The 21,556-nt window shown below is 50.2% G+C and carries 17 protein-coding genes and 3 tRNA genes; 3 read left to right on the top strand and 17 right to left on the bottom strand.

Going from position 1 to position 21,556, the window contains the following annotated elements; genetic code table 11:
* Positions 1-233: 233 nt before the first annotated feature.
* The 13 genes from rnr to nnr all read right to left on the bottom strand — a co-directional run bounded on the left by rnr (position 234) and on the right by nnr (position 16,365).
* Positions 234-2,786, bottom strand: a complete 2,553-nt coding sequence (gene rnr / locus CPY98_RS02415; protein WP_043490675.1) for a ribonuclease R — start codon at positions 2,784-2,786, stop codon at positions 234-236.
* 41 nt (positions 2,787-2,827) lie between these two features.
* Positions 2,828-3,253, bottom strand: a complete 426-nt coding sequence (gene nsrR / locus CPY98_RS02410) for a nitric oxide-sensing transcriptional repressor NsrR (protein WP_025798770.1) — start codon at positions 3,251-3,253, stop codon at positions 2,828-2,830.
* A 279-nt stretch (positions 3,254-3,532) separates the two neighbouring features.
* The gene (locus CPY98_RS02405) at positions 3,533-4,831 is read right to left on the bottom strand and encodes an adenylosuccinate synthase (protein WP_040046318.1); all 1,299 of its coding nucleotides are present in this window, start codon (positions 4,829-4,831) and stop codon (positions 3,533-3,535) included.
* Positions 4,832-4,928: 97 nt separating this feature from the next.
* Positions 4,929-5,129 (bottom strand): DUF2065 domain-containing protein, encoded by a 201-nt coding sequence (locus CPY98_RS02400; protein WP_025798767.1) that lies wholly within the window; start codon positions 5,127-5,129, stop codon positions 4,929-4,931.
* A gap of 120 nt (positions 5,130-5,249) precedes the next feature.
* Positions 5,250-6,251, bottom strand: a complete 1,002-nt coding sequence (gene hflC, locus CPY98_RS02395; RefSeq protein ID WP_096386214.1) for a protease modulator HflC — start codon at positions 6,249-6,251, stop codon at positions 5,250-5,252.
* Complete coding sequence (gene hflK / locus CPY98_RS02390) at positions 6,251-7,507, bottom strand: FtsH protease activity modulator HflK (RefSeq protein WP_040046321.1); 1,257 nt, start codon at positions 7,505-7,507, stop codon at positions 6,251-6,253. The genes hflC and hflK overlap by 1 nt, the downstream gene beginning before the upstream one ends.
* 70 nt (positions 7,508-7,577) lie before the next feature.
* The gene (gene hflX, locus CPY98_RS02385) at positions 7,578-8,858 is read right to left on the bottom strand and encodes a ribosome rescue GTPase HflX (protein WP_025798761.1); all 1,281 of its coding nucleotides are present in this window, start codon (positions 8,856-8,858) and stop codon (positions 7,578-7,580) included.
* Positions 8,859-8,956: 98 nt separating this feature from the next.
* Positions 8,957-9,262 (bottom strand): RNA chaperone Hfq, encoded by a 306-nt coding sequence (gene hfq / locus CPY98_RS02380; protein ID WP_025798759.1) that lies wholly within the window; start codon positions 9,260-9,262, stop codon positions 8,957-8,959.
* Between the two features lie 311 nt (positions 9,263-9,573).
* On the bottom strand, positions 9,574-10,521 hold the full coding sequence (gene miaA / locus CPY98_RS02375) for a tRNA (adenosine(37)-N6)-dimethylallyltransferase MiaA (RefSeq protein WP_046449779.1): 948 nt from the start codon (positions 10,519-10,521) through the stop codon (positions 9,574-9,576).
* Positions 10,522-10,544: 23 nt separating this feature from the next.
* Positions 10,545-12,464: a DNA mismatch repair endonuclease MutL gene (mutL, locus tag CPY98_RS02370; protein WP_096386212.1), complete on the bottom strand. Its 1,920-nt coding sequence runs from the start codon at positions 12,462-12,464 to the stop codon at positions 10,545-10,547.
* A gap of 50 nt (positions 12,465-12,514) precedes the next feature.
* A complete protein-coding gene (amiB, locus tag CPY98_RS02365) occupies positions 12,515-14,293 on the bottom strand; it encodes an N-acetylmuramoyl-L-alanine amidase AmiB (protein ID WP_096386209.1) in 1,779 nt (592 codons plus the stop codon).
* A gap of 3 nt (positions 14,294-14,296) precedes the next feature.
* Positions 14,297-14,767, bottom strand: coding sequence for a tRNA (adenosine(37)-N6)-threonylcarbamoyltransferase complex ATPase subunit type 1 TsaE (gene tsaE, locus CPY98_RS02360; protein WP_025798750.1), 471 nt, complete (start codon positions 14,765-14,767; stop codon positions 14,297-14,299).
* 89 nt (positions 14,768-14,856) lie between these two features.
* Positions 14,857-16,365 carry a bifunctional ADP-dependent NAD(P)H-hydrate dehydratase/NAD(P)H-hydrate epimerase gene (gene nnr / locus CPY98_RS02355; RefSeq protein WP_096386207.1) on the bottom strand — a complete coding sequence of 503 codons (1,509 nt, stop codon included), beginning with the start codon at positions 16,363-16,365 and terminating at the stop codon, positions 14,857-14,859.
* Between nnr and queG the strand changes: the two genes are divergently transcribed.
* Positions 16,364-17,509 carry a tRNA epoxyqueuosine(34) reductase QueG gene (gene queG, locus CPY98_RS02350; RefSeq protein WP_025798746.1) on the top strand — a complete coding sequence of 382 codons (1,146 nt, stop codon included), beginning with the start codon at positions 16,364-16,366 and terminating at the stop codon, positions 17,507-17,509. The two genes, nnr and queG, sit on opposite strands and share 2 nt — an antisense overlap.
* Before the next feature lie 310 nt (positions 17,510-17,819).
* On the opposite strand, the gene CPY98_RS02345 is transcribed toward queG, so the two are convergent.
* The 4 genes from CPY98_RS02345 to orn form a co-directional block, all read right to left on the bottom strand.
* Positions 17,820-17,895, bottom strand: a tRNA-Gly gene (locus tag CPY98_RS02345).
* 58 nt (positions 17,896-17,953) lie between these two features.
* Positions 17,954-18,029: transfer RNA gene (locus CPY98_RS02340), tRNA-Gly, on the bottom strand.
* Positions 18,030-18,085: 56 nt separating this feature from the next.
* Positions 18,086-18,161 (bottom strand) — tRNA-Gly (locus tag CPY98_RS02335).
* Between the two features lie 299 nt (positions 18,162-18,460).
* On the bottom strand, positions 18,461-19,006 hold the full coding sequence (gene orn / locus CPY98_RS02330; protein ID WP_096386204.1) for an oligoribonuclease: 546 nt from the start codon (positions 19,004-19,006) through the stop codon (positions 18,461-18,463).
* Positions 19,007-19,177: 171 nt separating this feature from the next.
* On the opposite strand from orn, the gene rsgA reads away from it, so the two are divergent.
* Positions 19,178-20,215, top strand: a complete 1,038-nt coding sequence (gene rsgA / locus CPY98_RS02325; RefSeq protein WP_025798742.1) for a small ribosomal subunit biogenesis GTPase RsgA — start codon at positions 19,178-19,180, stop codon at positions 20,213-20,215.
* Between the two features lie 309 nt (positions 20,216-20,524).
* Positions 20,525-21,460 (top strand): archaetidylserine decarboxylase, encoded by a 936-nt coding sequence (gene asd / locus CPY98_RS02320; RefSeq protein WP_096388705.1) that lies wholly within the window; start codon positions 20,525-20,527, stop codon positions 21,458-21,460.
* Positions 21,461-21,556: the final 96 nt, after the last annotated feature.

Genomic DNA, 21,556 nt, shown 5'->3' with positions numbered 1-21,556 from the left:
TCAGCCGCCTGAGTCTTCGCTTTCGCACAGACCCAGGCGGGAATGAAATCAAAGGCAGCTGATGCTCGCGCTGCCTGTTATTTAAATCAGACTATCGGTTGGTAATGCCATTCCCCTAAGCCTGATATTAGGGGAAGGACACCGATGGGGTCGTAGCGGCGCAAGCCGCCGGAGCGCCCCACGGTGTACTAGCCCCGGGTATCTCGGGCATCTAAACAATCAACACTTGACCATCACTCGGCGGCTTTTTTACCGGCACGTTTGGCCTTGGTGGCCGCAGCGATTTTCTTGGTCTTCGCCGAAACTTTTTTAGCTTTTGGCTTAACGGTTGTCTGATCGTGATCTTTGGCATTTTTAGCTGGTTTTGCAGGTTTGCCAGATTTATCAATTTTCACTGATTTTTCTTTTTTACCTGCACCGGCTTTGCCTGCTCGCACTGGCTTGCCATTTTTATCTTTACGGAATGCACTATCCGGTTCGAAATTGGCCGGCATCTTACCACCGCGACGCTGTCCACGAGAAGGTGCTTTATCTTCTCTGAGGGTACGCTTCGTGCGTTCTTTCTCGGTTTTGCCTGCGCCACGCGGGGTACGAGTGCTAGAAAGAAGAACAAAATCAATCTTACGCTCGTCCATATGTACCGCGTCTACGCGGATTTCAACTTTGTCGCCTAAGCGATAAGTTTGACCGGAAGATTCGCCAATCAGACGCTGACCCACGTTATCGAAGCGATAATAATCGTTGTCCAACGCAGAAACATGCACCAAGCCGTCAATAAACAGATCGTCTAAGCGCACGAAGAAACCAAAACCGGTCACGCTAGAGATAATCCCGGTAAAGGTTTCACCCACGTGATCCTGCATAAAGTCGCATTTCAGCCAGTCTGCAACGTTACGCGTGGCTTCATCTGCGCGGCGCTCGGTCATCGAGCAATGCTCGCCCAGCTGCAACATCTGCTCTTCGTTATAGTGCCAACCGCCGGTTTTCGTCCAACCCGCATGGTCGCCGCCGTGCTCTTTCGCCAGCAGGTACTTGATCGCACGATGCAGGCTCAGGTCAGGGTAACGGCGAATCGGAGACGTAAAGTGCGCATAGGCTGATAACGCCAAACCGAAGTGACCGCGGTTTTCTGGATCGTAGACCGCCTGTTTCATGGAGCGCAGCAGCATCGTTTGCAGCATTTCATGGTCAGGACGATCCGCGATTTCATCCATGAGATCGGCGTAATCTTTCGGCTCAGGCTTCATACCGCCGCCCAGCGTTAAACCTAATTCACCCAGCACGCTGCGCAGGGAGGTCAAGTGGTCATCGCTTGGACGGTCATGGATTCGGTACAGCGCAGGCTCTTCGTTCTTCTCAACAAAACGCGCTGCCGCGATGTTGGCCAGAATCATACATTCTTCGATCAGCTTGTGCGCATCGTTACGTACCGTTGGCTCAATGCGTTCGATACGGCGCTCAGCGTTGAAGATAAATTTGGCTTCTTCGGTCTCAAATGCAATACCGCCACGCACTTCACGCGCGTGATCCAGCACTTTGTAGAGGCTATGCAGCTCTTCCAAAGGCTTAACCAATGGACGATAGTGCTCACGCAGCTCTTCGTCACCGGCCAAAATATGAGCTACTTTGGTGTAGGTTAAACGTGCGTGGGAACTCATCACCGCTTCGTAGAATTTGAAGGATGTCAGGCGACCCGTTGCAGAAACGGTCATTTCGCACACCATGCACAGGCGATCGACCTGTGGGTTGAGCGAACACAGCCCGTTAGAGAGCACTTCCGGCAGCATAGGAACGACCTGTGATGGGAAGTACACTGAGTTACCACGGCTACGCGCTTCGTGATCCAGCGCGGTATTTGGGCGAACGTAGTAACTTACGTCGGCAATCGCCACCCACAAGCGCCAGCCACCACCACGTTTTTTCTCACAATAGACGGCATCATCAAAGTCACGCGCGTCTTCGCCATCAATGGTAACCAGCGGCAAATCACGCAGATCAACTCGGCCTTTCTTAGCCGCTTCAGGAACTTGCTCGCTTAAATCAGCAACCTGCTTTTCAACCTGCTCGGGCCAAGTGTGCGGAATTTCATGCGTACGCAGAGCGATATCCACCGCCATGCTGGTACCCATGTTATCACCCAATACTTCGACAATTTTCCCCACGGCCTTAGTGCGACGCGTTGGACGTTGAGTGAGCTCAACCACAACCACGTATCCCATACGGGCACCGGCAATAGATTCTGGTGGGATCAAAATATCAAAGCTTAAACGGCTGTCGTCTGGCACCACAAAACCAACGCCTGCGTCGGTAAAGTAGCGACCCACGATTTGGCTCTGTTTCGGTTCAAGAACACGTACGATGCGCGCTTCACGACGCCCTTTACGATCGGTGCCAACGACTTGCGCCAGCACGACGTCGCCGTGAATACACAGCTTCATCTGTTCTGAAGAGAGGTAAAGATCGTCGCGGTCTTTACTTCCTTCAATGCGAATGAAACCGTAGCCATCACGATGGCCAATTACGGTTCCCTTCTTCAAATCGAGACGCTCTGGCAGCGCATAGCACTGGCGTCGGGTGAAGATGAGCTGTCCGTCGCGTTCCATCGCTCTCAGACGGCGTCGCAGCGCTTCTAAATCTTCTTCACTAGTCAGATTTAGTTCACGCGCGATCTCCTCACGGCTAACGGGCGTGGTGTGCTGCGACAGATGCGTCAGGATAAACTCGCGGCTTGGGATCGGTGAGGCGTATTTCTCTGCTTCGCGTTCCTGGAAAGGATCTTGTGACATTGCGGTTCCTCCGTAGTCATCAGCAATTGCCGCTGGATTGATTATTCAACCAGCAACAACTTATAAAGCGGTGAGTTTTCTTCAATTAAATCGGCCAAAGTACATTGATCCAACTCGGCCAGAAAAGCCTGCGTGGCTCTTTGCAAAACTTGCTTCAAGCGGCAGGCTGTCGTGATATGGCAAAACTCGTGAGAGCAGTTAACTAGCGTTAAGGGCTCAAGCTCTCTTACCACGTCACCAATACGAATATCTTTCGCTGGTCGTCCCAAGCGAATGCCACCGTTCTTACCTCGAACGGCAGTCACAAAGCCAGCACGGCTCAACTGATTAATAATTTTAACCATGTGGTTACGAGAGACGCCATAGACATCAGTTACCTGCGTGATATTGGTCATCTGATCGGCAGGCAGGGATGCCATGTAAATCAGCGCCCGTAACCCAAAATCAGTAAAACTTGTTAACTGCACGGCTACCTCTAAGTCTAGCTTGGCGTTATCTCGCGATAACTGAGTATAAAAATAGAATATAAAACGAGATATCAATACTGGGAATTCATCCCAAAAATAGATCTATCTATTTGGATAATAAACCAGCCACGGCAAAAGCCACTAGCGATTTAGCAAGAAGAGTACGTTTATCGGGGATATTTGGTGTTTCGACTTGCGGATTTCAAGCGTGGAGGTAACGCCCTAAAGTAATAAACCGGGCAAAGCCCGGTTCATCAAGAGACAACACAATGCAAACTATTACGCGTCGAACGGGTCGCGCAGGATCATAGTCTCTTCACGGTCAGGGCCAGTAGAAATGATATCAACTGGAACACCTGTCACTTCTTCTACACGCTTGATGTAGTTCAGTGCAGCCTGTGGCAATTTGCTGTGATCTTTAACGCCAAAGGTGGTTTCTTTCCAACCTGGCATAACTTCGTAGATTGGCTCGATGCCTTCCCAGCCTTCTGCGGCCAGCGGAGTGGTGTCAATTTCACGACCATCCGGCATACGATAACCTACACAGATCTTCACTTCGTCTAAGCCATCCAGCACGTCCAGTTTGGTCATGCAGAAGCCAGACAGAGAGTTCAGCTCTACGGCACGGCGAACAGCAACAGCGTCCAACCAGCCAGTACGACGACGACGACCGGTAGTTGCACCGAATTCATTGCCTTTAGTACACAGGAACTCACCCACTTCATCAAACAGCTCAGTTGGGAATGGACCTGCACCTACGCGAGTAGAGTAAGCTTTCACAATACCCAGTACGTAGTCTACACAGCGTGGACCCACGCCAGAACCGGTAGCAACACCGCCTGCGGTGGTGTTAGAAGAAGTCACATACGGATAGGTGCCGTGGTCAATATCCAGCAACGTACCCTGTGCGCCTTCGAACATCACAAACTCACCTTTCTTGTGAGCTTTGTTCAGCAGATCGGCAACGTCAACCACCATTGCAGTGATGATGTCGGCAACAGCCATAACTTCATCCAGCACGGTTTGGTAGTCAACTGCTTCAACTTTGTAGTAATTAACCAGTTGGAAATTATGGTATTCCATAATTTCTTTCAGCTTAACTGCAAAGGTTTCTTTGTTGAACAGATCGCCAACGCGCAGACCGCGACGAGCGACTTTATCTTCATACGCAGGACCGATACCACGACCTGTTGTACCGATAGCCTTCGCACCGCGTGCTTTTTCGCGCGCGTTATCCAATGCCACGTGATATGGCAGGATCAGAGGACAAGCTTCGGAGAGTAACAGACGTTCGCGAACAGGGATGCCACGGGCTTCCAGTTCGGTCATTTCACGCATCAGAGCGTCAGGTGCTAATACCACACCGTTTGCAATAATGCTGGTTACGTTTTCGCGCAGAATTCCTGACGGAATCAAATGAAGAACGGTTTTTTCACCGTTAATGACTAGTGTATGACCTGCATTGTGACCGCCCTGGTAGCGCACAACATACTTGGCCCTTTCGGTTAATAGGTCTACGACCTTGCCCTTACCTTCGTCACCCCATTGGGTGCCTAGTACGACGACATTCTTACCCATTTCACTATCACCACGTTGTTAAAAATGGATTCTACCATCACATTTCGGAGCTTTCAGCACTTTTCAGCACACGATTGCGCAAAAAATCCGAAGATGTTTAGCCCCCCATACGGCTACGCAACATGTAGTAGATAACTAACCCTGCAACCACTAGACCGCCGCCATAACGACGTAAAACTCCGTCAGGTAATTGAGCCATCGTTGCAATCATGCGCCGCCAAACTCGTGGAAAAAGCATTGGTCCGAGTCCTTCGACGATCAAAACCAACCCTAATGCCATCCAAATTGTAGAGTTCATATTTCCCTCAGGCTGTCGACAAAATCAAAAAACAAACAAAAAAAAGGCCCGCGACTAAACGGGCCTTTCTAATCGAGTGTCAAAAACGCGCTTTATTCAGAACGTTTTCTCTAGCAAAGATTATTTAGCAGTTGCATTACCGTTTGGTGATTTCATGTATTTGAAGAAATCACTGTCTGGACGCAGAACCATCACATCTTGGCCATCTTTGAAGCTATTTTCGTAAGCTTTTAGGCTACGAATGAAGGCGAAGAAGTCTGGATCTTGGCTAAATGCATCGGCAAACAGCTTGGCAGTTACCGCATCACCTTCACCGCGAGTAATACGTCCCTGACGCTCAGCTTCAGCCAGTGTACGCGTTACTTCATAGTCAGCAGTCGCACGCAGCTTCTCGGCTTCTTCCTGACCTTGTGAACGGTGACGACGTGCTACGGCTTCACGCTCTGCACGCATACGCTTGTAGATCGCGTCAGAAACTTCGGCTGGCAGGTTGATTTGCTTGATACGAACGTCAACCACTTCGATACCCAGAGCAGCCATGCTGTTCGGGTTTACCGCTGGTTGTTTACCGCTAGTTTCACGCTCAACACGTGCTGCTGCGCTCGCAATAGCATCATCTGCATCGCTTGCGGTGGCATCATCTACCGTACCGGTGTTCAGTGCATCACGTACGTCTTCCATCAGCTTACCGCGGGAATCCGTTACGATATCTTTAATATCCAGACGACCGATTTCAGAACGCAGACGGTCACTGAATTTACGCTTCAACAGCACTTCGGCCTGAGAAACATCGCCACCGCCGGTTGCCAGGTAGTAACGACTGAAATCGCTGATGCGCCACTTGATATAAGAGTCAACAATCAGGTCTTTTTTCTCTTTGGTCACGAAACGGTCAGCTTGGTTATCCATAGTCTGGATACGCGCATCCAGCATTTTGACAGATTCAATGAACGGTATTTTGAGATGCAGGCCAGGTGCGTACACCAAGGGCTTGTTCTCATCATCACGCAGAACCTTGCCAAAACGCAGTACGATGCCGCGCTGGCCTTCAGTCACCACAAACAGTGATGCGTACAATACCACCAGGATAACAATGAGAACGAGTAATAGAGACTTACGCATTAGTTATTCTCTCCCTGACGATTGGTATCGTTACGCTGAGCATTCGCCCGGCGCTGGTCCATCACGCTGCTGCTACTTGAATCTGCATTACTGGACGACTTGGTTGCCGCAGGCGTTGGGTCTAAACGAATCAGGCTAGTATCCTGACTGCCAGATTTCGCCGCTGCGTCAGTTTTGCCACCGCGCATCAGCTGATCCAAAGGCAGAACCATCAGGTTATTGCTCTTATCATCAACCAATACTTTACGGGTGCTACCCAATACGCGCTCCATGGTTTCCAGATACATACGTTCACGCGTAATTTGCGGAGACGCTTTGTATTCAGGCAACAGGCGAGCGAAACGACCGACTTCACCCTGCGCTTCCAGAACGGTACGATCTTTGTAAGCACGCGCATCTTCAAGGATACGTTGTGCCTGACCGTTCGCACGAGGCTGAACTTCGTTGGCATAAGCTTCAGCTTCACGAATGTATTGCTGTTCGTTTTCACGCGCGGCAATCGCATCATCAAATGCAGCTTTAACTTCTTCTGGCGGACGCGCTGTCTGGAAGTTTACGTCCAGCAGGGTGATCCCCATTTTGTAAGGCTTGATGGTTTCTTCCAGCACTTTCTGGGTATCCGTACGAATAATAGTACGGCCTTCGGTGAGGATTTTATCCATTGAGTATTTACCAATAACCGCACGCAGCGCGCTGTCAGTTGCCTGACGCAGGCTGTCATCCGCATTGGTTACGTTGAACAAGTACTCTTCTGGATTGGTTACACGGTACTGCACGTTCATCTCAACGCGTACCACGTTCTCATCCGAAGTCAGCATCACGCCGGACGCTGCCAGTTCACGCACAGATTCCACGTTAACCGGAGTCACTTCATCAACAAAAGTCGGTTTCCAGTTCAAACCTGGCTGTACCAGATGACTGAATTTACCAAAACGTGTCACGACGCCACGTTCGGCTTCTTTAATGGTATAGAAACCACTTGCTGCCCAGATGACAACCACAGCGGCAATAGCAAGGCCAACCACTTTGCCACCCATAGGTGCGCGTGGATTGCCTGAATTGCTAGAGCCCGTGCCTTTACCGCCCAGTCCACCCAGCTTTTTGCTCAGTTTACGGAAGATATCATCCAGATCCGGAGGCCCCTGATCGCGGCCACCTTTATTATTGTTGTTTCCGCCGGAGTTGCCGCCATTATTACTGCCGCCTCCCCACGGGTCGCGGTCCTGTCCGTTATTACCGGGCTGATTCCACGCCATGTTTCGCTCCATTCTTCAATGATTGGTGTTCTTCAGACTCATTTGAGTAGGTGATATTAACCAAGTGTTACTAAATAATATACTTTAGTAATTCTTGTTCACGTTTACAAAGTCGATGCCACTCCACAATTGGGAGCCGGATATGTAATCCAATACTGCCATCTTCCTCAATCCACTCTTTCTCTATTGCCTGAAGCTGGTAAAAACGGCTACGTAAACGTCCTGCCTCAGGCGGCAATCGCAGCTCGTAGCTTGCAATTTCTCCGCTCAAGCGCTCTGTTAACGCTTGGAACAATAAATCAATTCCCACCCCGGTTTGCGCAGAAACCCAAACCCGAATAGGTAAATTCTCATCGTTCCGATCGATACGCGGTTCGAACTCATCCAGCATATCAATTTTGTTCATCACAAGCAGTACAGGAATTTCATCTGCTTCAATTTCTGCTAATACAGTATTCACTGCATCAATATTCTCATCAACACGAGCATCAGATGCATCAATTATGTGCAATAAAAGTGATGCCTGACGGGTTTCTTGCAGCGTTGCCTTAAACGCAGCCACCAAATCGTGGGGCAGATGGCGAATAAACCCAACTGTATCGGCGAGAACGGTGGTGCCAACATCAACCACGTCAATACGACGTAGCGTCGGATCAAGCGTAGCAAACAGTTGGTCAGCAGCATACACATCTGCTTTGGTTATGTGGTTAAACAGCGTTGATTTTCCGGCGTTGGTGTAACCCACCAGTGACACCGTTGGAACATCCGCACGGCTACGCGCACGGCGACCTTGGTCGCGCTGTTTTTCAACGCGTTCAAGACGAGACAAAATCAGGCTAATGCGATCGCGCAGCAAACGACGGTCTGTTTCAAGCTGGGTTTCGCCCGGACCACGTAAGCCGATCCCACCTTTTTGACGTTCAAGGTGAGTCCAGCCACGCACTAAGCGCGTAGCTAAATGGCGTAGCTGAGCGAGTTCAACCTGCAACTTACCTTCATGGGTACGTGCACGCTGAGCAAAAATGTCGAGGATCAGACCCGTGCGATCAATCACGCGGCACTGGCATAATTTTTCCAGATTGCGTTCTTGGGCTGCGGATAATGCGTGATCAAAAAGAACGACGGAGGCACCGGTTTCTTGAACCGCCTGGGCGATTTCTTCGGCTTTGCCTTCGCCAACAAAATACTTTGGATGCGGGGCCTTGCGGCTGCCGGTAACAACGCGTAATGCTTCTACGCCCGCGGAGGAGACTAAGGACTCAAACTCTCTGAGATCTTCAATATCTCTTTCTTGGGAGAAATAGACGTGAACCAATACGGCCTGCTCGCCGGCTTCGTAACGGTCAAACAAACGTAAAACCTCTCAAGCGGATAGGACCGATGAGAACGGAGAGCATCAATGACAAACGATCATTAACACCCTCCGACTGAGATAACGAACGATGCGGCTTATTCAGCGTCATCGCTGTCCTGAGACGACGGTGAAGACGCCTGATTGCTACCGTGGTAGTTGCTGCTGCCGCCAGTTCCCGGATTATTGCTATGATGAGAAACCGGACGAGACGGAACAACGGTAGAAATTGCGTGCTTATAAACCATCTGGCTAACTGTGTTTTTCAACAGAATGACAAACTGATCGAAAGACTCAATCTGGCCTTGCAGCTTAATACCATTCACCAAATAGATCGAAACTGGGACTCGTTCGCGACGCAGTGCGTTCAGGAACGGGTCTTGTAAAGATTGCCCCTTAGCCATTCTATCTTTTCCTTATTTGCTAGTTGTTTGTTGTATGTTACTAAGAGTCCAACGACTCCAATCAAAATAAACTGCGTAAAAATTTGCGCACTGAGTACTTTACTCAAAATAATCCCAGCAACAGACCGTATGTTCGTGAGCCCCCAGAAGCATAGATAGCCCTGTTATTCACAGGTAACTATGTAATTACGGCGAACAAACACAGACCATGCGTCTGCAACGTGAAACATAATGAGTATATGGTGCATGAATCTCCCTGATTCAAGTACCCATCGGCCTAATTACGGCCCAATCACCTCAATTGTACACAATCAATCAAGCGATGCACGAACAACATGTGCCACACTTTCCAGAGCCTGCAACGGTTCATCACTATCTAACCAATGCACAGACTCCCAACCGCGCAACCAAGTCATCTGACGTTTTGCCAACTGGCGTGTTGCACAAATTCCACGGTAAACCATTTCATCGTAGTCTATTTCGCCCTCCAGATATGACCACATCTGGCGGTAGCCCACGCAGCGCACAGAAGGTAAGTCTGTGTGCAAATCACCACGTTCGAACAAGGCTCTGGCTTCAGCTTCAAAACCCGCGGCCATCATCTGCTCAAAACGCAGGGCAATTCGCTGGTGTAACTGCTCACGCGTTGCAGGTGCAATCGCAAACTGTTGCACATTGTAGGGTAGCGTTTCGCCTGAAATTTTAGTCAGTTCAGTTAAAGTTTTACCCGAAATAAGAAAAACTTCCAGTGCGCGACTCAGTCTCTGTGGATCATTTGGATGAATCCTAGCCGCAGAAACAGGATCAACCTGCTGTAACTGACGATGTAACGCCTCCCAACCCAGCTCTTGTGCCTGTTTTTCTATCTGGGCTCTAACCTCTGGATCCGCAGCAGGTAAAGGCGAAAGCCCTTCCAGCAATGCTTTAAAGTAAAGCATGGTTCCACCGACTAGGAGGGGGATTTTCCCTTCAGCGGTAATAGCCGCCATTTCACGCAGTGCATCGGCGCGAAAATCTGCCGCAGAGTAACTTTCCGCCGGATCACGGATATCGATCAGCCGGTGCGGAGCCTGAGCGAGTTCTTCAGCCGTTGGTTTCGCTGTACCAATATCCATTCCACGGTAGATTAGAGCAGAATCAACGCTAATAAGTTCAACTGGAAAGCGCTGGCGCAACGACATGGCAAGGGCCGTTTTCCCAGACGCCGTCGGCCCCATAATAAAAATGGCGGGAGGAAGAGAATTATTGGCGTTAATCATAAAATATTTTATTCAGCTCTTAATCAATGGGACTGTAACGAAACCAGCGCTGGCGTTAAATCTACGGGCTGCAATAGCGCAGAAGGCGGCGACTTTACCAGCACAGGGCAAAGCCGTTCAACCTCGGCTAACAATTGGATGGCTTGGGAAACGCTCCATTGTTCACGCTCTGTCACTAATTGACCGGCTAGCCATTTACTTATCACCGCTGATTCCGCCTCTGGCGTGGCCGCTAAGAAGGCAAGAAATGCAGGGATAAGCTGCGGTAGATTCTGGTGACGTAACGGCAGCGGTACGGCCCGTAACGTGGCTCGCTGACGCTCCAAGATAAGATCAATGCCCAGATTCTTTAACGTTTCCGCGCCGCTTTGCGCGCCTTTGATTTCTTCGGTACTGAGCGTGAGCTTAACCGGAATCAACAGCGGCTGTGGGCGTAAACCTTCTGCACTTGGTAATAGCTGCACCTGACGCAGCTCGATTTCAGCGACGTTTAAATTTAATAAGGCCACGCCGTGCTGGCGTTCTAGCAGCGCATAATGGCGCTCACAGATCGTCAGAACGCGTCCAAAACTATTCTCACCGTGTTGCAACGTCGCGCAAGCAGGCTGCGGGAACATCTCTTTCTTACGGCTATTTTCCGCAGAGAGAACGTCTTGCTGTTGCACCACCTGCGGCTGAGGCATCCGTTTTTCCGGCACCTGCATCAAACGCTGGTATAGCTGCCCTTCCTGTTTTTGATAGCCGTCACCCGCAGAAAAGTGACGATTTTCACTCGGTGCTCGCTTCTCAGAAGCAGAACCGTGCGAGGTTGATTTTCCGTATGCCGGTGAGGGTTCACGCATCGGGGTTTTACTAAACTGGTTAACGCCTGCCGCGACGCGGTTTTCCGGCTCCCAACGCGGCGTTTCTTCCGCTTCAGCCACCACCTCGGGCAAAGAGGGCTGTTCGGCCTGTTGCAATACCGAAATCACCGCCTGATAGATAAAATCATGCACTAAACGCGCCTGATGAAAACGCACTTCATGCTTGGCTGGATGCACGTTGACGTCAACCTGATGCGGGTCAACGGTCAAATAGAGAACATAGGCTGGTTGCTGGTCATCTTTCAGCTGATCTTGATAGGCTTGGCGGATAGCATGGGTAATCAATTTATCGCGCATCATACGGCCATTAACATAGCTGTACTGCATCTCGGTTAGCTGACGCGAACCCACCGGATCGGCAACCCAGCCATGAATGGCTAAATCACCGTGCTCCCATTTTATTTCCAGCGCATGCTGAATAAATGCAGTACCGCAGATCGATCCTAGACGGCGCTCTTTTTGCCCATCCTCTTTGACCGCACGGTATTGGCGCATCATTTTACCGTTGTGATGCAGTTGAATCGTTACGTCAAATCGAGCCAAAGCAATGCGGCGCACCACTTCGTCAATATGGCCAAACTCCGTCTTCTCGGTACGCATAAATTTGCGCCGTGCTGGCGTGTTGTAGAACAAATCCAAGACTTCAACGGTTGTGCCTATCGGATGAGCGGCAGGTTTCACCGTTACCGCCATATCACGCCCTTCGGCGTAGGCCTGCCATGCTTCGCTTTGCTCGGCGGTACGCGACGTCATGGTTAAGCGCGAGACCGAACTGACGCTCGCCAGCGCTTCACCACGAAATCCGAGGCTCATGATGGCCTCAAGATCGTCAAGTGAGGTAATTTTACTCGTGGCATGGCGCGCTAACGCCAAGGCCAATTCGTCTTTGTTAATCCCACAGCCGTTATCTCGGATGCGGATCAGCTTGGCGCCGCCGCGTTCGATCTCAATATCGATCCGCGTGGCTCCCGCATCTAAACTGTTCTCCACCAGCTCTTTAACCACCGATGCAGGGCGCTCCACCACTTCGCCCGCGGCGATTTGGTTGGCAAGCTGCGGAGGTAAAACCTGAATCGGCATACGTTTTCCTTGGTTAGAGAACCTTAAATAACAAAGAGTGGAATCAAAGCTTACGCCTGTGGGATCACCAGCGTTTGTCCAATCTGGACTTCACCTGATTTCATCTTATTAGCCTGCTGGATTTTGCTCATGCTCACACCATAGCTAGCGGCGATTTTTGTCAACGTATCGCCACGTTTTACCGTATGAGTCACACGCTTGGCTTTGGCGCTTGCCGTTTTGCTCACCGCTGTTTTGTTCGACGACGGGGATACTGCTGTAGCGGCTACGCGATTCCCCGCGGGGACTTTCAGCTTTTGCCCAACCCAAACGCCTTCTTTCTTCAGGCTATTTTGCTGCATCAGCTTGGTCATGGTCGTTCCGTAGCGATTAGCTATGCCCAGCAAGGTTTCCCCACGCTTCACCACGTGGATCTGCGTCGCGCCAGAACTCACGCTGCTCGCTGAGAAACTGCTCTCACTCGCGCCACGGCTTGCTATTGGTGTTTTGCTAGAGCTACCGGCCGACACGAAGCTCTGCGGCCGGTTTTCGACCTTTGGGCCATTTTGCAACGGATGCGAAAGGAAATAGCTCCGCACCCCCTTATAAATAGCCTGCGCGATTTTCTCTTGATAGGCAGCGCTGCCCAGCAAGCGTTCTTCGCCAGCATTACTAATAAAGCCCGTTTCTACCAGCAGAGACGGAATATCCGGCGAGCGTAGAACGCCTAGACTTGCGTGTTCAGGGCGACGTTTATGCAGATTACCAATGGACTGCATCTGACGAATCACCTGCACCGCGACGTCATAACCAACGCGCTGGGAATGGCCGAATTGCAGATCGAGAACCGCTTGGCTAAGGTATTTATCGTCGCCGCTATTAGCTAACACATCACCCGCACCACCCAGCAACTCTGACTGTTTCTCGTGTTGCTCCAGCCATCCCGCCATTTCACTGTTAGCACGACGGTTTGACAACACCCATACAGATGAACCTGTCGCACTGCGATTTGGTGCCGCATCCGCATGAATTGAAATCAACAGATTGGCCTGTTGCTTACGCGCCACATCGGAACGCCCCATGACAGAAATAAAATAATCGCCGGTGCGGGTTAATACCGGCTTAAACATCGGGTCGTCATCCATTAAATTCTGTAAACGCTTAGCAATAGCTAACGTTACGTTCTTCTCGCGCAGACCATTACCGCCAATCGCGCCGGGATCTTGCCCACCGTGTCCGGCATCGATCGCCACCACCACCTGCGAACCATCAGATCGCGAACTACGGCGCGAAACAGGAACGGCTGGCGTTTCAGTGGTGGTGACCACCGTTGGCTTAGTTGGATTAAACGGGTTTCCACCGTTTGATGGCGCAGGGGCCGGCGCTACGCTTCTCGTCGAACTATGAGAGGTCGTACGCGGTTGATTAAACACCGGTTTGGGCGCCGCGACAGGGGCATCATATTTCAGCGTAAAAACAACCATCTGCCCTTGATTAGAGGCACTCACCTTGGCTTTACGCGTCACATCAAAAATCAGTTGAACGTTATTATCACCCGCAATACTCCCCGCCCGAATTTGGCTCAGCATATTCTCACCGCTGAACGTCATAGGCAGGCCGCTGGTGATTTTTTTAGTTTCAGAAATATTAACCAGCACCCGATTTGAACTGGGCTGGGAAGAAAAAGTATAGGAGGGCGTTCCGTTAAAGCTCAGCGTTACGCGCGCTTCGTTTTTGCCGTTTGAAACCTGAATATTGGTCAGCTGCGCCGCACTGAGCACGCCAGAGAACAGCAACCCTAACAATCCTAGCCACGTTACCGTACAGATTCGCTTCCACATGCGCATCATCGACTACCCTTGTTGCCCGTTCAATCGTGCCAAAATCGACTGGCCATGTGGCGTATGAGCGTCAATCGACGCTTCTCGGCCCTCGCCCTGATAAGCCATATGCAGGCTCAGATCTGGATTTGGTAAAAAGCCTTCACCCTGCTGCGGCCATTCCACCAAACAGATGGCATTCTCATCAAAATAGTCGCGGATCCCCATAAACTCGAGTTCTTCAGGATCGGCCAAGCGGTATAAATCGAAGTGATAGACGTTCATCGGCGTTAACGCATAGGGTTCAACCAAAGTGTAGGTTGGGCTCTTAACATTGCCCTTATGGCCCAACGCCTGTAAAAAACCACGGCTAAAGGTGGTTTTGCCCGCACCTAAATCACCATATAAGTAAATAACGGTCGCACTATCACAGGCGTTCGCCAGTGAAGTACCCAATGCGATGGTTGCCGTTTCATCCGGCAAAGAAAGTACGATGTTTTTCATAATAGTTATTTCTTACTGGTTCTTTATTAAGGTTTTTCTTTAGGATCAGCGTGTTCGATAACAGTTTGCTAGGGCAATACGTCAGACTCTTAAGCCATCTTAGGGTTCACATAATGACGAATAACGGCAAAAAGATCTGTCGCTAACATGCCTCGCTCACCAAACTCTTCCGCAATTTCATCAGCCGCCGCACCGTGTACCACACATCCTGAACAGGCAGCATCATACAGCGGAAGCTTTTGTGCCAGCAAACCACCGATAATACCAGACAAAACGTCTCCCATCCCGCCGGTTCCCATTCCAGGATTCCCCACGTCCGCGACGGATACCTTTTTTTCGCTGGCAATCAGCGTTCCGGCACCTTTTAGCACCACCACTCCGCCATATTTTTGCTGAAGTTTTTTTACCGCCTTTATTCTATCTAGTTCAATCTCAGCCACACTGCAATTTAGTAGCCTTGCCGCCTCGCCAGGATGCGGTGTCAAAATGCGCTGCGGATTCACGCTCGGTGACTCTGCCAATAAATTCAGCGCATCAGCATCCCACAGCATCGGTTTGTCGAAACGCTGAACTTGCTGCACAGCTTGGCGCGCCCACGCCGTTTGACCTAAGCCGGGGCCAATCACAATCACGTCAGCCCAATCAAGCGCGGCCTCAAGCGAGGCTTTGGTTAACGCCTGCACCATCATCTCAGGGCACGACGTCAGCAATGGCGCAATATGCTCAATGTGAGTAAGTACTCGCACTAACCCAGCACCGCTACGCAGCGCGGCCTCACCCGCCATTCGGATAGCGCCAGCCATACCGTAATCGCCACCGATCAGCACGAGACGACCATTATCGCCTTTATGCGAACAAGGGCGTCGAGGATGCAGCCACGTATTCAGCAGGCTGGCATCAAGTCGCGCAATCGGCGCATTCTGCTTTTTGAGCCAGTGAGATAGCCCCAGCTCGTCACAATGTAATGTGCCGACCACATCGCGGGCATATCCGGTGAGCTGCCCAGGTTTGCAGGCAATAAACGTTTGAGTGTGCTGCGCCTGAATAACAGCGCCATCGGCATGGCCGGTATCGGCGTTCAGACCAGAGGGAATATCAAGAGAGAGTATCGGGGCAGGATGCTGATTTGCCGCTTGAATCAATGACGCATACGGCTCACGCGGTGCCGCACGTAAACCAATGCCGAGCAAGCCATCAATAATCAGTTCAATATCACCAGCAAATTCCGTGTTAACGCCCTGAATCTCGCCACCGGTGCGTATCCATGCATCCCGTGCCTGCTGCGCCTCCGGCGGTAACGGCCCATTATGCTCAACCGCAACCAACGTGACCTGAATGCCTAATTGCCGCGCTAGACGCGCTACGACATAGCCATCACCACCATTATTGCCATGACCGCACAACACTAACCAGCGGCGAGTGGTGGGATAAAATTGCCGCGCACGATGGAAAGTCGCCTGTCCCGCACGTTCCATTAGCTGATACAAAGACAATCCCAGCTCAGATACCGCTCGCTGCTCAAGCTCACGGACGTTATCCGCAGGATAAACAGAATATGGTAAACTGGAGTTGAAATGTTTCTGAAAATGGCCCGTCATGACACACCCCCTCGATCTCAATCAGTTAGCCCAACATATCAAGCAATGGGGGCAATCGCTAGGATTCCAGCAGGTTGGAATATGTGATACCGACCTTTCGGTTGAAGAGCCGCGCCTGCAGGCATGGCTGGATAAGCAGTATCACGGTGAGATGGAGTGGATGGCGCGCCACGGCATGATGCGAGCCAGACCGCACGAATTACATCCCGGCACCCTGCGGGTTATCAGCGTGCGCATGAACTATCTTCCAGCAAACGCGTCTTTTGCTAAAACACTCAAAAATCCACAGCTAGGCTATGTGAGCCGCTACGCCCTTGGGCGGGATTATCACAAACTGCTACGTAATCGACTTAAGCGTTTAGGCGATATGATCCAAGAGTATTGCGTTGGTATAGACGTTAACTCTCGCCCATTTGTGGACTCCGCCCCCATTTTAGAACGCCCACTAGCCGCTAAAGCCGGAATTGGCTGGGTTGGTAAACACTCACTTATTTTAAACAAAGAGGCCGGTTCCTGGTTCTTTTTAGGTGAACTATTACTCGATCTCCCACTCCCTATTGATAAGCCCCAAGACGAGCAATGCGGCCGCTGCGTGGCCTGTATCACCACGTGTCCAACCGGCGCAATTGTTGAGCCTTATGTCGTGGATGCCCGCCGCTGTATTTCCTATCTCACCATCGAGCTAGAAAGCGCCATACCGGAAGAGTTCCGGCCGCTGATGGGCAACAGAATCTATGGATGTGATGACTGCCAGATGATCTGCCCGTGGAATCGTTTTTCTCAGCTAACAGAAGAAGGTGATTTTAGCCCGCGCCAAAATCTGCACACGCCTGAATTGATCGCGCTGTTTCAGTGGGATGAAAAGACTTTCCTAAAAATCACCGAGGGTTCAGCCATTCGTCGCATTGGGCATCTACGCTGGCTGCGTAATATTAGCGTCGCTTTGGGTAATGCTCCCTACGACGCACAGATTATTCCTCTGCTGCAATCAAGAAGGGGATTGTCTGAAGTTTTAGATGAACATATCGAATGGGCGGTTAAACAGCAGCAAGAAAAACGTAGTGAAAACGTAATAGAAATTCAGACCAGCCAACAGAAACGGCTTATTAGAGCCATTGAGAAAGGCCTACCGAGAGACGCATGACCGACTGGGAATATCATGTTTATCAGCGTTAAATTTTGTTGCCCTTCGCCTGTGCATAAAAATAAATTTAGTTTGTGATTCAACAGCAAGACAAAGTGCAAGTGATCCATATGTCATTTTTAACATTAAATTAATTCAGTTAAATCAAAAAGTTAATTTAATGGTCTTGTGCTGGTTCTAGGAAGGTATGAGAAAGATATGCTGGCTAGCCTGTGGATAACTCTGTTCATGAAAATCATACTGATTATGACAAATAGAGAAACTGCCCACATGAGGCATCGCTGAATTTAGAATTATTTAAGAAGAAAATTGGAGCGGGAAACGAGACTCGAACTCGCGACCCCGACCTTGGCAAGGTCGTGCTCTACCAACTGAGCTATTCCCGCATTTGACGCTTTAGCATCGACACCTTACTACTGGGTCAGTAATAACGGCGTTAGAAATTGGAGCGGGAAACGAGACTCGAACTCGCGACCCCGACCTTGGCAAGGTCGTGCTCTACCAACTGAGCTATTCCCGCAACTTGGTATAGGTACTGCTTTTTTACTTTCAGCCGCCTAAGCGACCTTCTAAATTTGGAGCGGGAAACGAGACTCGAACTCGCGACCCCGACCTTGGCAAGGTCGTGCTCTACCAACTGAGCTATTCCCGCATTGTCGTGCATTTTCGTATCAAACACTGATTAAAACGATATCCGAAGAACTCGTAATTCCGTGTCGGTACGGGGAGCGCATTATACGAGAATTTCTTTCCCCTGCAAGCCCCTAACAAGAAAATTTTTTAAATTTCGTTCGTTTGCCGATAAAAACGGCAACAAGGGCGAATTATCGACAACATCCGGATAAAAAACAACTATTGCGTTAAATATCGGTGGTTCGCAGCGTAAATACCGCGATGAAGATCCGCTAGAAATCCTCATCGCAGCGTATTAACGCTTCAAAATGCTAACGCTTAAAGCTTGATAAAGTTTTCACGGTAATAAGCCAACTCGGCTACGGATTCGCGGATGTCATCCAAGGCTTGATGCGTGCCCTGCTTTTTAAAACCAGGTAAAATCTCTGGTTTCCAGCGACGCGCCAATTCTTTTAGCGTACTCACGTCCAGATAGCGGTAGTGGAAATACTTTTCCAACTCAGGCATATATCGGAACAGGAAGCGACGATCCTGCCCAACGCTATTACCGCAGATTGGAGAAACGCCCTCAGGCACCCACTGCTGTAGGAACTCAATGGTTTTCTGCGCCGCGGTTGCGTCATCGATAGTGCTGGCTTTGACACGATCAACTAAGCCGCTGCCGGTATGGGTGCGCACGTTCCACTCATCCATCAGCGCCAGCTGCTCATCCGATTGGTGTACCGCAATCACCGGCCCTTCCGCCAGAATATTCAAATTGGCATCGGTCACCAACGTCGCAATCTCAATGATGCGATCGACTTCGGGATCGAGCCCCGTCATTTCTAAATCGATCCAGATTAAATTTGTTTCACTTCCACTCATTGCGGCCTCGGCTCTTCTTCTTCATCAATAGCGTGTATCATAGTCTTTTTGGCGACAACGAGCGATGGTCGTCAACTTCAGATTCGTTTTTGATATGGGTTTGTATGCCCGCCGAGCCTGGCGCTGCATCAAACTAACGTCGAGTTCGTTCAAACAAATGAGTGAGGCGCAGTGAGTAAGAACAAACTATCGAAAGGCCAACAACGCCGTGTTCAGGCAAACCATCAGCGTCGCCTGACCAAAACTGATAATAGACCAGAACTGGATGACTCCCTGTTTGGCGAGCCACAAGAAGGGATTGTTGTCAGCCGGTTCGGCAAACATGCCGACGTTGAAGCCGCCGATGGCACTCAGCATCGCTGTAATATCCGTCGAACCATTCGTTCACTGGTTACCGGCGATCGCGTGGTGTGGCGTTCTGGCGCACAGCCGGGCGTAAAAGGCATTGTGGAAGCCGTGCATGAACGCACCTCAATGCTAACTCGTCCTGATTTCTATGACGGCCTAAAACCGATTGCCGCCAACATCGACCAAATCGTTATTGTGTCGGCCATTTTGCCCGAGCTGTCGCTGAATATTATCGACCGTTATCTGGTCGCCTGTGAAACGTTGGAAATTGAGCCATTGATTGTGCTCAACAAAATCGATTTGCTGGATGAAGAAGGCCGTAAATTTGTCGAAGAAGCGATGGATATCTATCGCCATATTGGCTATCGCGTACTGATGGTATCGAGCCACTCGCAGGAAGGTATCGCTGAACTACAGAATGCGCTCACCGATCGCATCAGTATTTTTGCCGGCCAGTCCGGCGTGGGAAAATCGAGCCTGCTCAATGCCCTACTGCCAGAACTCAACCCTATCTTGGTCGGTGCAGTTTCTGATAACTCAGGCTTAGGTCAGCACACCACCACGGCGGCACGTCTTTATCACTTCCCACAGGGTGGTGATATTATCGACTCCCCAGGGATCCGCGAGTTTGGCCTATGGCATCTCGATCCAGAGCAGGTTACGTTGGGCTTCATTGAATTCCGTAAATACCTCGGTGGCTGCAAATTCCGCGACTGCAAGCACGACAACGATCCGGGCTGTGCGCTGCGTGAAGCCGCAGAAAACGGCGAAATTGCCGAAGAGCGCTATGATAACTATCACCGCATTTTAGAAAGTATGTCGCAGGTAAAAACGCGTAAAAATTTCTTTAATGAAGATTAGAATTTTCTGATTATTGAATGATTTATCAAATAATTGTGGTCGTATCACGTTAGTACATCTCTCGCGATGCGGCCTCAAATATTGATAATATATACGGGCGTGCCTATCTGGTGCGGCCTCAATGTGACCTAAGTCACCGCAAAAGCATCACGGTTTTGCTTTAGTGGCATGTTATCCACCACGCTTTGGAAGGTGGAAAATCAGCATGCGAAGTGTTAAAAAGCAGACCAATTTATTGAGAATTTATTCCGACGGCGCAGATTTTTATTTCAGCGTCCCTCGGAAACTGACCCATTGGAAGAGGCTAACGTGCTCGATAGCATTAAAATTAAACTTCAATATTTACTGCCTAAACAAGGCCTGACTCGTCTTGCTGGTTGGGGCGCGAACAAAAAGGCTGGATGGCTGACTCAAGCGGTTATCAAAGCTTTCGTTGCCTATTACAAAGTAAATATGAAAGAAGCGCTCTATCCGAACCCTGAGCACTACAAAACATTTAATGAATTCTTTGTTCGCCCACTGCGCAGCGGTGTGCGTCCGGTCGCCGACCACGCAGACGGGCTGGTTTTACCTGCCGATGGCGCAATCAGCCAATTAGGCAAAATCGAACAGGGTAAAATCTTGCAGGCCAAAGGCCATGACTACTCTTTAGAAGCCCTGTTAGCGGGCAACTATTTGTTAGCCGAAGAGTTCAAAGATGGTCATTTTGCCACGACCTACCTGTCGCCACGTGATTACCACCGTGTGCATATGCCTTGTAACGGCGTTTTGCGTGAAATGATCTACGTTCCTGGCGATCTGTTCTCAGTAAATCCGCTTACCGCCGCTAACGTTCCTAATCTGTTCGCACGCAACGAGCGTCTAATTTGCATTTTTGACACAGATTTCGGCCCAATGGCGCAGATTTTAGTTGGCGCAACCATTGTCGGCAGCATCGAGACCGTTTGGTCTGGTACGGTTAACGTGACTCGCGAAGGCATTATTCAGCGTTGGACTTATCCAACAGCGGGTAATGAAGGCGCAGTAGTGCTGAAAAAAGGCGAAGAAATGGGTCGCTTCAAACTTGGCTCTACGGTTATCAACCTGTTTGCCGCCAACCGTATCGAATTTACCGCCACCCTAGCCAGCGGAGCCAAAACGCTCATGGGGGCTGAATTTGCTCACAGCGTTAATGCCGTTGCACCAGTAGAAACCGTGATCGTCGAAGACACCAGAGAGCAGACCGAAACACCTGCCGCAGAGTAAAACGCGTAGTGGCAAGCCACAATTGATGTGGGCTTGCCATCTTTCCCGCCTTTATTCTTTAGTTTATATACCCAAAATAATTCAAGTCGCATTGAG

The sequence above is a fragment of the Hafnia sp. CBA7124 genome (genome assembly GCF_002355555.1).
Classification (GTDB): domain Bacteria; phylum Pseudomonadota; class Gammaproteobacteria; order Enterobacterales; family Enterobacteriaceae; genus Hafnia; species Hafnia alvei.
Note: the sequence above shows the minus strand (reverse complement) of the source record. Positions and strands in the feature narration are given on the sequence as shown.

Excerpts from the sequence above, each read along its gene's own strand:
- amiB (WP_096386209.1), bottom strand. The coding sequence starts at position 14,293 with ATGATGCGCATGTGGAAGCGAATCTGTACGGTAACGTGGCTAGGATTG.
- hflC (WP_096386214.1), bottom strand. The coding sequence starts at position 6,251 with ATGCGTAAGTCTCTATTACTCGTTCTCATTGTTATCCTGGTGGTATTG.
- orn (WP_096386204.1), bottom strand. The coding sequence starts at position 19,006 with ATGAGTGGAAGTGAAACAAATTTAATCTGGATCGATTTAGAAATGACG.
- rnr (WP_043490675.1), bottom strand. The coding sequence starts at position 2,786 with ATGTCACAAGATCCTTTCCAGGAACGCGAAGCAGAGAAATACGCCTCA.
- hfq (WP_025798759.1), bottom strand. The coding sequence starts at position 9,262 with ATGGCTAAGGGGCAATCTTTACAAGACCCGTTCCTGAACGCACTGCGT.
- CPY98_RS02405 (WP_040046318.1), bottom strand. The coding sequence starts at position 4,831 with ATGGGTAAGAATGTCGTCGTACTAGGCACCCAATGGGGTGACGAAGGT.
- nnr (WP_096386207.1), bottom strand. The coding sequence starts at position 16,365 with ATGACGGGCCATTTTCAGAAACATTTCAACTCCAGTTTACCATATTCT.
- miaA (WP_046449779.1), bottom strand. The coding sequence starts at position 10,521 with ATGATTAACGCCAATAATTCTCTTCCTCCCGCCATTTTTATTATGGGG.
- mutL (WP_096386212.1), bottom strand. The coding sequence starts at position 12,464 with ATGCCGATTCAGGTTTTACCTCCGCAGCTTGCCAACCAAATCGCCGCG.
- queG (WP_025798746.1), top strand. The coding sequence starts at position 16,364 with ATGACACACCCCCTCGATCTCAATCAGTTAGCCCAACATATCAAGCAA.
- tsaE (WP_025798750.1), bottom strand. The coding sequence starts at position 14,767 with ATGAAAAACATCGTACTTTCTTTGCCGGATGAAACGGCAACCATCGCA.
- CPY98_RS02400 (WP_025798767.1), bottom strand. The coding sequence starts at position 5,129 with ATGAACTCTACAATTTGGATGGCATTAGGGTTGGTTTTGATCGTCGAA.
- hflK (WP_040046321.1), bottom strand. The coding sequence starts at position 7,507 with ATGGCGTGGAATCAGCCCGGTAATAACGGACAGGACCGCGACCCGTGG.